The 12,150-nt window shown below is 62.9% G+C and carries 10 protein-coding genes; 6 read left to right on the top strand and 4 right to left on the bottom strand.

Going from position 1 to position 12,150, the window contains the following annotated elements:
* Position 1 precedes the first annotated feature (1 nt).
* From AC07OJ_RS02160 to AC07OJ_RS02150, 3 genes are all read right to left on the bottom strand, one after another.
* Positions 2-484, bottom strand: coding sequence for a (2Fe-2S)-binding protein (locus AC07OJ_RS02160; protein ID WP_106804026.1), 483 nt, complete (start codon positions 482-484; stop codon positions 2-4).
* 477 nt (positions 485-961) lie between these two features.
* Positions 962-1,396 (bottom strand): MarR family winged helix-turn-helix transcriptional regulator, encoded by a 435-nt coding sequence (locus AC07OJ_RS02155; RefSeq protein ID WP_065904969.1) that lies wholly within the window; start codon positions 1,394-1,396, stop codon positions 962-964.
* A 189-nt stretch (positions 1,397-1,585) separates the two neighbouring features.
* The gene (locus AC07OJ_RS02150; protein WP_106804027.1) at positions 1,586-2,638 is read right to left on the bottom strand and encodes a 2,5-dihydroxypyridine 5,6-dioxygenase; all 1,053 of its coding nucleotides are present in this window, start codon (positions 2,636-2,638) and stop codon (positions 1,586-1,588) included.
* Positions 2,639-2,945: 307 nt separating this feature from the next.
* On the opposite strand from AC07OJ_RS02150, the gene AC07OJ_RS02145 reads away from it, so the two are divergent.
* The 6 genes from AC07OJ_RS02145 (at position 2,946) to AC07OJ_RS02120 (ending at position 9,408) form a co-directional block, all read left to right on the top strand.
* Positions 2,946-4,079 carry an FAD-dependent monooxygenase gene (locus AC07OJ_RS02145; protein ID WP_495093810.1) on the top strand — a complete coding sequence of 378 codons (1,134 nt, stop codon included), beginning with the start codon at positions 2,946-2,948 and terminating at the stop codon, positions 4,077-4,079.
* Positions 4,076-4,873 carry an alpha/beta fold hydrolase gene (locus AC07OJ_RS02140; RefSeq protein WP_065904960.1) on the top strand — a complete coding sequence of 266 codons (798 nt, stop codon included), beginning with the start codon at positions 4,076-4,078 and terminating at the stop codon, positions 4,871-4,873. The genes AC07OJ_RS02145 and AC07OJ_RS02140 overlap by 4 nt, the downstream gene beginning before the upstream one ends.
* Positions 4,874-4,887: 14 nt before the next feature.
* The gene (locus AC07OJ_RS02135) at positions 4,888-5,640 is read left to right on the top strand and encodes a maleate cis-trans isomerase family protein (RefSeq protein ID WP_495093809.1); all 753 of its coding nucleotides are present in this window, start codon (positions 4,888-4,890) and stop codon (positions 5,638-5,640) included.
* Between the two features lie 401 nt (positions 5,641-6,041).
* Positions 6,042-6,674, top strand: a complete 633-nt coding sequence (locus AC07OJ_RS02130) for an N-carbamoylsarcosine amidohydrolase (RefSeq protein WP_106804029.1) — start codon at positions 6,042-6,044, stop codon at positions 6,672-6,674.
* 318 nt (positions 6,675-6,992) lie between these two features.
* A complete protein-coding gene (locus tag AC07OJ_RS02125) occupies positions 6,993-8,303 on the top strand; it encodes an MFS transporter (RefSeq protein ID WP_106804030.1) in 1,311 nt (436 codons plus the stop codon).
* A gap of 28 nt (positions 8,304-8,331) precedes the next feature.
* The gene (locus AC07OJ_RS02120) at positions 8,332-9,408 is read left to right on the top strand and encodes a nucleoside hydrolase (protein WP_120448492.1); all 1,077 of its coding nucleotides are present in this window, start codon (positions 8,332-8,334) and stop codon (positions 9,406-9,408) included.
* A gap of 40 nt (positions 9,409-9,448) precedes the next feature.
* Here the strand turns inward: AC07OJ_RS02120 and metC are convergent, their stop codons facing one another.
* Positions 9,449-12,148 carry a cystathionine beta-lyase gene (gene metC, locus AC07OJ_RS02115; protein ID WP_495093808.1) on the bottom strand — a complete coding sequence of 900 codons (2,700 nt, stop codon included), beginning with the start codon at positions 12,146-12,148 and terminating at the stop codon, positions 9,449-9,451.
* Between the last annotated feature and the right edge of the window lie 2 nt (positions 12,149-12,150).

The raw sequence follows: 12,150 nt of genomic DNA, 5'->3' as shown, positions 1-12,150 counted from the left end.
ATCAATCCACGGTCATGAGGCGAGCGGCACGCAGCACCGCGCGGAGGATTTCGATATGGGTGCCGCAGCGACAGAGGTTGCCCGACAGCTCGTTGCGCACCTGGGCTTCGCTGGGGTTGGGGTTACGGTCGAGCAAGGCCTTGGTGGTCATGATCATGCCGTTGAGGCAGTAGCCGCATTGCGCGGCCTGCTCATCGATAAAGGCCTGCTGCACCGGATGCGGCGCCTGCCGCGTGCCGAGGCCTTCCAGGGTGACAATCTCGCGCCCCACCGCGCCGGACAGCGGGAACACACAGGAACGCGCCGCCACGCCATCGATGATCACCGTGCAGGCACCGCACTCGCCCAGGCCGCAGCCGTACTTGGGGCCGTTGAGCTGCAGGTCATTGCGCAACACCAACAACAGCGGCGTATCCGCCATGGCGCTGACGTCGCTTTGCTGCCCGTTGACCTCAAGCGTTACCGTGATGTGCTGGCTGATCATTCGCTTCGCCCGTAACAGTTGGTGAAGTAGTCACTACACTAAACAGTCAAAAAAAAGCGCCGCGGACCTGGGGTCTCACGACACACTTGACTGATGAAGTGGCTGCTACATCAACCTGGAGCAAAAACGGTGCCAATGGGGGGGAAGTGGTTAACAGACTACCTGTGGTGAACAGTCTTCCTGTACTGAGCAGACTTCTTTTGTAGTGAGCAGCCTTCTTTTGTGGCGAGCGGGCTTGCCCCGCGTTGGGCTGCGAAGCAGCCCCAAAACCACACACCGCGATTCTTCAGCAATAACTCAGCATTATTGAAAGGGGCCGCTTCGCGCCCCAACGCGGGGCAAGCCCGCTCACCACAAGCAAGCCTGCTCAACATAAGCAAGCCCGCTCACCACAGGCAAGCCTGCTCACCACAAGCAAGCCCGCTCACCACAGGGACGTCTGCTGAGCACCGCTGGTCAGCTCACAACCCTGCCGCCCTACTCCTGCGGATCCTCGATCATCTTGCGCAACAGAAACAGCACTGCCACGCGTTCGGCGGGATTGAGGTTGCTCATGGTCAGCTCACTGATCTGTGCAGCACGCGGCGCGGTTTGCGCGACCAGTTCGGCGCCGGCCGGGGACAGGTCGACCACGACTTTGCGCTTGTCCTGCGGATCGGGCTCAAGCGTGATCAATTCCTTGGCTTTGAGCCGCTCGACGATACCGCGAATGGTCGCCTGGTCCACTGCCGTGGCCTTGACCAGTTCAGTCAGCGAACTTGCACCGTGATCGCGCAGCGCACACAGGGTGACGAACTGCACGGCGGTGAGCTGGGAGTCGCCGACATTCTGCTGAAAAATCGCCAGGTGACGCTGGTAAGCCTTGCGCAACAGGTGGCCAACTTGCTCAGAAAAAACGTAGGAATCAGGCACGGCGAAGCTCGGTGGGTGGCTAGCGATGGGGAAGCATGATGGCGAGGTTGTCGCAATGACTCAAGGATCTCATTGCCGGAACGCAGTCGAAATGTGGGAGCGGGCTTGCTCGCGAATGCGGTGTGTCAGGTGGCGCATTGTTGACTGACGTAGCGCATTCGCGAGCAAGCCCGCTCCCACAGTGGGGACTCAGCGTGCCAGGGAGGCTGGCGGTGCGACCACATCGCCGGCGATGACGACGGCCTGGTCATCCAGGTACACATCGCAATTGCGCAGCGGAATATCCATGTGGCACGGCGTCTTGCGCGTCCCGCCCACTTCGGTGTTCGGCCCGGTGGAGAAGAGGAAATTGCCGTAGAACGCCCGCGCGTCCATGCACATGCCGTCGTTCTTGTCGTGCAGGCCCATGGCAGTCCACTGCGCCCGAGGCTGCAGGCCCCAGCCGATGTGGGAGATGCCGTACACCTCGGGGTCGTTGAAGTACTTCATGTAGTCGCGCAGGTACTCGGCCTCGAATCCCCCATGGATACCAGTGATAAAGCCCTTCTCGATCTCCAGGGTGATCTTCTCGCGGGTGTAGGTCTTGAACGGCAGCAGGATGTCGCCGATGTCCAGCACCAGCACGCCTTCGGCGGTTTCTTCGTTGGGCCAGGAGAACAAGAAGCCGCTGGGCCAGTGGTCCCAGCGCCCAGGCTCGTCGGCAAATCCGTACTCGGTCACCGACGGGTATTGCCCCAGTGCAGCGCGAAAATCGCTGCCGGCACGCGACTTCACATGAATCGAGCGCGCCTGCTTCAACAGCTGCTCGGCAGCCAGCACACGCACCTTGTCTTCCTCGGTAGGCAGCATCCGCGCCAGCACTTCCGGCGGCTCCACGGCCAGCAGGATACGTGTGCCGGTCTTGAGGATCTGCTCCTGCTCCGGCGAATGCAGCAACATCATGGTGTCGACAATCAGGTCGGCCGCTTCCAGCGCACGTTGCGCGGCGATATTGCCGGTCAGCGCCGTGTCGCCGCAGTAGGCAGTCATGTCATTGCCCATCGCCCGTGGGTGATTGAACGATGGCAACTCCACCGCATACACCTTGGCCCCCAGGCGCTGCGCCGCGTCCATCGCCGCGCGCACGGTGCGCGGGTCGGAGTAATGGCTCTTGAGCACCGCGACGCTCTGCGTCGGGTCGACCTTCGACAGCGTCAGCACGTGTTCAAACATCTGGGTCAGTTCGCAATCGCTTACCGGCATTTTCCTGTCTCCTGTGGGGCTGCACCACGTTCAGGCACCGCGCTTCACTCTGGTGCATTTTTATAGCGTATACGCCATTTAATAACGATAAGACCTGAATTGAAGGCGAACTGCAAGCACCACACCAAAACGTTACTTTTCCACACAAGCCCAACAGATAAAGGGTAAAAAGCGTTACAGATGAAAATCACGGTTGGAAAATAAATTTTTAAAGGTGGGCTTCCCATTTCAAAAAATGAGCGTATACACTCTAAAAACCTTGCGGACAGACGCCGCCGACAATCAACAAGAGAGAGGATCACGCCCCATGGGAAGCACACAAAAAATCGCCATCGTCGGTGCCGGCCTGGGCGGCGCGGCTGCAGCCACCCTGTTGCAGCAGGCCGGTTTCGATGTGGACGTGTACGAGCAGGCGCCGGAATTTTCCCGACTGGGCGCAGGGATCCACATGGGCCCCAACATCATGAAAATCTTCCGCCGCATGGGCATCGAAAAGCAGCTGGACCTGATGGGCTCGCACCCCGAGCACTGGTTCAGCCGCTGCGGTGAAAGTGGCGACTACCTCTCGCGCATTCCACTCACCGGCTACGGCGCGTCCTACATCACCGTGCACCGTGGCGACCTGCACGCGCTGCAGATGTCCACTCTCAAGCCCGGCACCCTGCACTTCAACAAGCGCCTGGAAACCCTCGAAGAAACCGACACCCAGGTGCGCCTGACCTTCGCCGACGGCGAAGTGACCCACGCCGACATCGTGATCGGCGCCGATGGCATCAATTCAAAGATCCGCGAAGAACTGCTCGGCGTGGAAAAACCGCTGTACAGCGGCTGGGTTGCGCACCGCGCGCTGATCCGTGGCGACCAACTGGCCAAGTACGACCTCAAGTTCGAAGACTGCATCAAGTGGTGGACCGAAGACCGCCACATGATGGTGTATTACACCACCGGCAAGCGCGACGAGTACTACTACGTGACGGGCGTGCCGCATGCCGAATGGGACTTCCAGGGCGCGTTCGTCGACAGTAGCCGCGAAGAGATGTTCGACGCGTTCAAGGGCTACCACCCCACCGTGCAGGCGCTGATCGAGTCCACCGAAAGCGTGACCAAATGGCCGCTGCGCAACCGCAACCCGTTGCCACTGTGGAGCCGTGGTCGCCTGGTGCTGCTGGGCGACGCCTGCCACCCGATGAAACCCCACATGGCCCAGGGCGCCGGCATGGCCATCGAAGACGCGGCGATGCTTACCCGCTGCCTGCAGGAAACCGGGATCAGCGACTACCGCACCGCGTTCCAGCTCTACGAAGCCAACCGCAAGGAGCGCGCCTCCCGCGTGCAGGCCGTGTCCAACGCCAATACCTGGCTGCGTACCCAGGAAGACCCGGCCTGGGTCTACGGCTATGACCTGTATGCCCAGGAACTGAAGTCGGGGGTGGCCGCGTGAGCACCTACCTCTACGGCGGCAACGTCCAGGCCAACGGCATTCGCCAGCACTACCTGCGCTACGGCGGCAAAGGCCCGGCGCTCATCCTGATCCCCGGCATCACCAGCCCGGCGATCACCTGGGGCTTCGTCGCCGAGCGTCTTGGCGCGCAGTTCGACACCTACGTGCTGGATGTACGCGGTCGCGGCTTGTCGTCTACCGGGCCCGAACTGGACTACAGCGCCGACACCTGCGCCGAGGACATCGGTGCCTTTGCCGACGCACTCGGCCTCGAGAGCTACCACCTGATGGGCCACTCGATGGGCGCGCGCTTTGCTGTTCGCAGCGCCGTGCTGCATCCCCAGGGCGTCAACCGCGTGGTGCTGATCGACCCGCCCGTCTCCGGCCCGGGTCGCCGCGAATACCCGAGCAAGCTGCCGTGGTATGTCGATTCGATCCGCCAATCGCAGGTCGGCATGGATGCCGAGGCGATGCGCGCCTTTTGCGCCACCTGGACCGACGAACAACTGCAGCTGCGCGCGGAATGGCTGCACACCTGCTACGAGCCCGCCATCGTGCGTGCCTTCAATGACTTCCACAGCGTGGATTTCCACCAGCACCTGCCCCATCTGAAGGCCCCTGCCCTGTTGATGGTGGCCGGGCGTGGCGGCGTGATCCTCGATGACGACATTGCCGAAATCCAGGACCTGCAACCCGGCATCCAGGTCGCCCGCGTGCCGAATGCCGGACACATGATTCCCTGGGATGACCTCGACGGTTTCTTCCACGCCCTCGGCGACTTCCTCGAACAATAACCATGGAGACCACCATGCAGAAGCCTTACCGCATCGGCCAGATCGTGCCGAGTTCCAACACCACCATGGAAACCGAGATCCCGGCGATGTTCACCGCCCGCCAGGCGATCCGGCCCGAGCGCTTTACCTTTCACTCCAGCCGCATGCGCATGAAGCAAGTGCGCAAGGAAGAACTGGCGGCCATGGACGGCGAGTCCGACCGTTGCGCCGTCGAGCTGTCCGACGCCAAGGTCGACGTGCTGGGCTACGCGTGCCTGGTGGCGATCATGGCCATGGGCCTGGGTTACCACCGCAATTCCGAACAGCGCCTGCGCAAGGCCACTGCTGACAACGACGCCAACGCCCCGGTCATCACCAGTGCCGGCGCGCTGATCGAAGGCCTCAAGGTGATGGGCGCCAAGCGCATCGCGATTGTCGCGCCGTACATGAAGCCGCTGACCGAACTGGTGGTGAACTACATCCGTGAAGAAGGCTTCGAGGTGGTGGACTGGCGCGCGCTGGAGATTCCCGACAACCTCGAAGTGGCCCGCCACGACCCGGCCAACCTGCCGGCCATCGTCGCCGGGATGAACCTGGAAGGCGTCGACGTGATCGTGCTATCGGCCTGCGTGCAGATGCAGTCGCTGCCAGTGGTGGCCAAGGTCGAGGCGCAAACCGGCAAACCAGTGCTTACCGCCGCCATCGCTACCACCTACGCCATGCTCAAGGCCCTGGACCTGGAACCCATCGTCCCCGGCGCGGGCGCCCTGCTGTCTGGTGCTTATTGAGGGAGCGAGGGAGTGGCTGAGACTTTTTTGGTAGGCGCGCTTGTTGTGGTGTGAGCGGGATGGTTGTGGACTGTCGGCTTGTTGTGGTGACTGGTTTTTTTTGTGGTGAGCGGGCTTGTTGTGGTGAGCGGGCTTGCCCCGCGTTGGGGGGCGAAGCCGCCCTGAAACCAGGCACTGCGGACTGCCTGAAAGACTTCAGGGCCCTATTGGGGCGGCTTTGCCACCCAACGCGGGGCAAGCCCGCTCACCACAAAAAAACCAATCACCACACAAAAAAACCAGTCACCACAAAAAAGCCTGCACTCCACAACAAGCCACTGACCACAACAACCTGCTCACCACAAAAAGCTCGCTCACCACAAAAACAGAGCCTGTGCACCACCCATCAATGAGGGTCGAACATGACTGAACAATCCGCCGACGCCAACTATCAAGGCGTCTGGGGCAACCGTATCGGCTTTGGCAAAAAAGCCGCACTGCTGATGATCGACTTCATGCAGGGCTACACCACCGAAGGCGCGCCGCTCTATGCCCCCGAAGTGGTGATCGCCGTGGCGGAAAGCGTCGAGCTGCTGGCCACCGCACGCCGGCACGGGATTGCGGTGGTACACACCAATATCCGTTACCATCCCGGCCATTTCGCCGACGGCGGCATCTGGGTCAAGAAGGCCCCGGTGATGAAAGACATGGTCGAAGGCAACCCGCTCGCGGCGTTCTGCGTCGAGGTGCTGCCCCAGGCCGATGAAGTGGTGATCACCAAACAATACGCCAGTGCGTTTTTTGGCAGCAGCCTGGCCCCGATGCTGCACGCCCAGGGTATCGACACGGTGGTCCTCGCCGGCTGCTCCACCAGCGGCTGCATTCGTGCAACGGCGGTGGACGCGGTGCAACACGGGTTTCGCACCATCGTCGTGCGCGAGTGCGTCGGCGACCGACACCCCGCGCCCCACGAAGCCAACCTGTTCGATATCGACAGCAAGTACGGCGACGTGGTGAGCAAACAGGAGGCCATGAGCAAATTCAGGGAGCAATAAGACGGTACCGAGAACCGCGCCATAGAGCGCGGTCTTGAAAAACTGAGGCCCAGGCCTTGGAATGCAGTCCCCTGTGGGAACCGATCCCTGTGGGAGCCGGGCTTGCCCGCGATGCAGACGCTGCGGTGTATCAGCTACACCGCGTCGATGTCATCGCAGGCAAGTCTGCGCCCACCCAGGCCGGTTCCCACCCGTGATCGCCTCCAGGCCCCCTCAGTCTTCTGACACTGCCTTTGGAAGTCGCTTCTACAGCACTCCGAAGTGCTGAAAGAAAAGCGGCTGTATAAAAACCATAAGTCACCGCCAGGAGACACCCCGATGCCCATTGCGAATGCAGCGCCCGCGACCACGGTCGCCGACCCGGTCAACACGCTTTACCACAAGATCACCTGGAAGCTGATCCCGTTCCTGTGTTTCTGTTATCTGGCCGCGTACCTCGACCGGATCAACATCGGTTTCGCCAAACTGCAGATGCTCGACCAGTTGCAGTTCAGCGAAACCGCGTTCGGCCTTGGCGCCGGCCTGTTCTTTGTCGGCTATATCCTGTTTGAAGTCCCGAGCAACCTGGTGCTGGAACGGGTCGGTGCGAAGATCTGGATCGCGCGCATCATGATCACCTGGGGCCTGCTGTCGGCCTGCACCATGCTGGTCACCTCCACCACCCAGTTCTACATCCTGCGCTTTCTGCTCGGCGCCGCCGAAGCCGGCTTCCTGCCGGGCGTGCTGTACTACCTGACCACCTGGTTCCCCACCTACCGGCGCGGGCGCATCATCGCGCTGTTCATGATCGGCCTGCCGCTGTCCAGCGTGATCGGCGGGCCGTTGTCCGGCTGGATCATGGGCCACTTCGACCACATGGCCGGCCTGCGCGGCTGGCAATGGCTGTTCCTGATCGAAGCCGTGCCCAGCGTGCTGCTCGGCGTACTGACGTTCTGGGCACTGCCCAACACCTACCAACAGGCCAAGTGGCTGTCGGACGAAGAAAAGGCCCTGCTGGAAACCGAGCTGCGCAAGGACGACGCCGACAGCAACGGCAGCAAGCACAGCTTCCGTGACGGTTTCTTCAACCTCAAAGTGTGGATGCTCGGCGGTATCGACTTCTCGATCCTGCTCAGCGCCTACGCCATGGGCTTCTGGATGCCGACCTTCATTCGCAACGCCGGGGTCACCGACACCTTCCATATCGGCATCCTCACCGCGCTGCCAAGCGTCGCTGCGCTGCTGGGCATGCTGCTGATCGGCGCCAGTTCAGACAAACACCGCGAACGCCGCTGGCACATCATCGTGCCGTTTTTCATCGGCGCCGCCGCGATGGCCACCAGCACGTTCTTTACCCATAACGTCGCGGCCACCGTCGCCTTGTTCGCGATTGCCTCGGCGGCGATCATCGGCGCGGTGCCGGTGTTCTTCAGCCTGCCGGCGACCTTTCTCAAAGGCACCGCCGCAGCTACCGGCTTTGCCCTGGCCTGCTCGCTGGCGAATATCGCCGGCCTGGTGAGCAACTCGTTGATGGGGGTGGCGATCGACGTCACAGGCAGCAGCGCGGGTGCCTTGTGGTTTTTCGCCGGCTGCCTGATTCTCAGCAGCTTCCTGGTCATCGCCTTGCCGGCGAAACTGGTGAACCGTTGATCACACCCACTCTTTCGGATGAACCACCATGCAAGGCTTTCTGAAACGCTGTGCCCTGCTTGTCGCGGTCGGCCTGTGTGCCGGCACCGCGCAGGCAGCGGAAAAAGTCATCTTCGACACTGACTTCAATGTGCTCAACGATGACGGCCAGGCCTTCATCATGCTCGCCCAACTGCATGCGCAAAAACGCATCGACCTGTTGGGCATGACCTTGGTCAGCGGCAACGCCTGGGTCGACCAGGAACAGGTCGACGCCCTCAAGGCCGTGGAGCGCATGGGCGTGGAGAAAGAGGTCGGCGTGTATTCCGGCGCCGCCTACCCGCTGCTGCATGACTACGCCACCTACGAGGCGGAAAAAACCCTGTTCGGCTCGGGCTGGCCGGGAGCCTTCAAGAACCCGCGACCGACCTCGCCCTCCCAACTGGTCGCGCCACCGGATGGCCTGGCGACCCACACCCAGCTGCGCAAGGAAACCGCCGCGCAATTCATCGTCGACAGCGTAAGGGCCAACCCGCATCAGGTGACGATCCTGGCAGTCGGCCCGCTGACCAACGTCGCCCTGGCGATCCGCTCGGCGCCGGACATCGTGCCGCTGATCAAGCGCATCGTGTACATGGGCGGCGCCCTGGAGATTCCGGGCAATACCACGCCGGCAGCGGAGTTCAACTGGTGGTTCGACCCGGAGGCGGCGAAGATCGTGTTGCGCGCTCCCATCGAGCACGTGATTTTCCCCAACGACGTGTGCGAGAAGGTCACCTTCGACAAGTCGGTGTACCAGCGCGTGATTGCGCAGAAAGGCGCGATTGCCGACCTGTACAAGCATGAGTTCGGCCCGTTGTTCGACAAGGACCCCAGCTACCACAGCTTCACCTGGGACAGCCTGCCGGCGCTGTATCTGGTCAACCCGCAGATCGTGACCGAGTCACGCGAGTTGTGGGTGGATGTGGACGCCACCTTTGGCGCCGACTACGGCCGCGCACTGGGCTACAAGAAAGGCGCCCCGGTAGGCACGCAAAAGGCCAAGGTAGTGTTCGGCGTCGATCAGAAGACATTCTGGGACGGCTACGTCAACCTCGTGACCCTGCCGACACCGGTCAAGCACTGACCGGCTGCGCGCTCCCACCTTGCATGGGAGCGCGCAGGCCTCAACCTGCCAGCGCAAACCCGCGCTGCAGGTCCTCGATCAGCGCCGCCACATCTTCCAGACCGATATGCAAACGCACCACCGGGTTCAACGCCCGGTCGGTTGCGCTGTCGCGGTCCTGGGTGTCGGCCACGGTAACCAGGCTTTCATAGCCGCCCCACGAAGCCCCCAGGCCAAACAGCTGCAAGCCGTCGATAAAGCGTTCGACGTAGCCGGCATCGGCACTGGCCAACTCAAACGACAACAACCCATTGCTGCCAGTGAAGTCGCGACGCCACAGCGCATGCCCCGGATGCTCGGGCAGCGCCGGGTGGAACACGCGCTTGACCTGCGGCTGCGCCTGCAACCACAGGGCAATGTCCACGGCCTGGCGTTCGTGCACATCCAGGCGCGACGCCAGGGTGCGTGCACCGCGCAGGATCAGGTAGGCATCGTCGGCACTCACCGAGTTGCCGAAGGTGTCACTCATCTTGCCCAGCGCCGGCCATGCGGCCTCGGTGGTGCACACGCTGCCCATCATCACGTCACTGTGCCCGCCGAGGTATTTGGTCAGGGCCATGATCGAAATGTCCACGCCCAATGCCAGCGGCCGGTACAGGTAGCCTGAGCCCCAGGTGTTATCGACGGCCAGCAGGATGTTGCGCGGCTTGCACAACGCCGCAATCGCAGGCAAATCGCACAGCTCATACAGCAGCGAGCCCGGCACTTCGGCGTAGACCAGCCGGGTATTGGCTTGCAGTTGCGCTTCCAAATCCTTGCCATCCGGCGAGAAATAACTCACCTCGATGCCGAAAGGCTGGAGAAACTCGCAGGCCAGTTTGCGCACCGGCGAGTACACCGCATCGGTGATCAGCACATGATCGCCGGGGCGCAGATAGGCCAGGAACACCTGGGCCGCTGCCGCCAGGCCCGTGCCGTAGAGACGCGTGCGATAGCCACCTTCGAGTTCGCTCACCAGATCTTCCAGCGCGTGGGAGGTCGGGTTGCCGCGCGCGCCGTAGGTCAGCACGCGCTCGCTGTCGCGACGGGCACGGGCGTCGCGCATTTGCGCCAGGTTGTCGAACAGCACCGTGCTCAGGCGCGTGATCGGCACATTGACTGCGCGGCCACCGTGGCCCTTTTCGGTACGCGCGGCGTGGATCAACCGCGTGCGCACGCGTGACGGCGGCGCCAAGGGTTTGAGGCTGGCGATTTCCGCCTCACTCATTTGCGCCAACAGGCCGATTTCCCAGGCCAGGTACTGGCGGGCGGCGTCCTTGTTGCCGCTATGGCGGTCATGGGTGAAGAACAGGAAGTCGATGCACTGCGCGTCGGGCGGGTTTTGCGGGTCTTCGTTGACCGGCAGGCCGGCCGCTGCCCAGGCAGCGAGGCCGCCGTCGAGCAATCGAGCCGACAGCCCTTGGGCCGCGAAGGCCGCGACTGCAGGGTCATCCGCCACCAGCACCAGCGGACGCTGATCGGTTTTAAGCTGCGCACGAATCGACCAGGTAGAACCGGCAATATGCCCCTTGCGATACACCATGCTCGGGCGCAGATCGACCAGGTTTACCTCACTCAATTGCGCCGCCAGCGCCTCGGGACTGATCAACGGCAACGGCTCATACGCCACCGGCTGCAGCACCGGCAGGGCCAGGCCACTGTCGATACCGCCGCTCAGCACGTAGGCCTCATGCCCCAACTGCCGCAGCCAGCTGGCGACAATCGGTGCGCGCACGCCATCGCTGTCCACCAGCACAATGCGCGCCTGGCGCACGCCGATGTACAGGTCGGTGGACTGGATCAACTGCCCGCCAGGCGTGTGTTGCGCGCCGGGCAACGTGCCCAGGGCAAACTCTTCGCCAGTGCGCACATCACACAGGAACAGGCTGCGCTGCGCATCATCGGCCCATTGGCGAACCTGATCCGCCGACACCGTCGTCACCCCTGCCCGCTCAGCCAGTTGCCGCGCAGCCTGGCGCTGGGAGGCCAGGTCGCCGTTGACCTGCTCGGCGTAGCGGCGGGTGCTGCCATGCTCCAGCTGGAAGTCTTCCAGGTACCAGCCCTGGGTGCCGTTTTCCAAGGCGTAGATCGGGTTTTTCAAGCCCAGGTTGATCAGCGTCTGCGCGCCGATAATGCTGCGCGTACGCCCGGCGCAGTTGACCACGATCGGCGTGCGGTCATCCGGCACCAGGTCATGCACGCGATAACCCAGCTCGCCGTTGGGGCAGCAGATCGAACCGGGGATGGTCATCTTGCGGTACTCCTCGAACGGCCGCCCGTCGAGCACCACCAGCGGCTCGCCACGCGCCTGCCACTCGGCCAGTTGCCGCGCGGTGACGTGAGGCGTGTGGCTGGCCTCCTCGACCAGCTCGCCAAAGGCCTTGGACGGCACATGCACCCCGGCAAACAGCTGCAAACCGGCGGCCTGCCAACCCTGCGCGCCACCCTCAAGCACATGCACGCGGCGGTAGCCCAGCGCCTGCAGCCGCGCCGCCGCCAGTGCCGCGACTTCACCGCCATCCTGGTCGTAGATCACCAGGCGCACCTGCGGGTTGGGCGCCAGGCGGCGTACCTCCAGCTCCAGGCGGCTATAGGGCAGGTTCACCCCATGGAACAGGTGGGCCTCGCCGTATTGCCCGTGTTCGCGCACGTCGAATACGGCGATTTCCTGCCCGTCGAACAGCCATTGCTGCAGTTGACTCGGGGTGATGGTCTGGCTCATGG

The sequence above is a fragment of the Pseudomonas sp. GW821-FHT09C08 genome, assembly GCF_059418125.1.
This window is presented reverse-complemented; position numbering and strand designations above follow the sequence as displayed.

Excerpts from the sequence above, each read along its gene's own strand:
- AC07OJ_RS02160 (WP_106804026.1), bottom strand. The coding sequence starts at position 484 with ATGATCAGCCAGCACATCACGGTAACGCTTGAGGTCAACGGGCAGCAA.
- AC07OJ_RS02150 (WP_106804027.1), bottom strand. The coding sequence starts at position 2,638 with ATGCCGGTAAGCGATTGCGAACTGACCCAGATGTTTGAACACGTGCTG.
- AC07OJ_RS02145 (WP_495093810.1), top strand. The coding sequence starts at position 2,946 with ATGGGAAGCACACAAAAAATCGCCATCGTCGGTGCCGGCCTGGGCGGC.
- AC07OJ_RS02135 (WP_495093809.1), top strand. The coding sequence starts at position 4,888 with ATGCAGAAGCCTTACCGCATCGGCCAGATCGTGCCGAGTTCCAACACC.
- AC07OJ_RS02130 (WP_106804029.1), top strand. The coding sequence starts at position 6,042 with ATGACTGAACAATCCGCCGACGCCAACTATCAAGGCGTCTGGGGCAAC.
- AC07OJ_RS02125 (WP_106804030.1), top strand. The coding sequence starts at position 6,993 with ATGCCCATTGCGAATGCAGCGCCCGCGACCACGGTCGCCGACCCGGTC.
- AC07OJ_RS02120 (WP_120448492.1), top strand. The coding sequence starts at position 8,332 with ATGCAAGGCTTTCTGAAACGCTGTGCCCTGCTTGTCGCGGTCGGCCTG.
- metC (WP_495093808.1), bottom strand. The coding sequence starts at position 12,148 with ATGAGCCAGACCATCACCCCGAGTCAACTGCAGCAATGGCTGTTCGAC.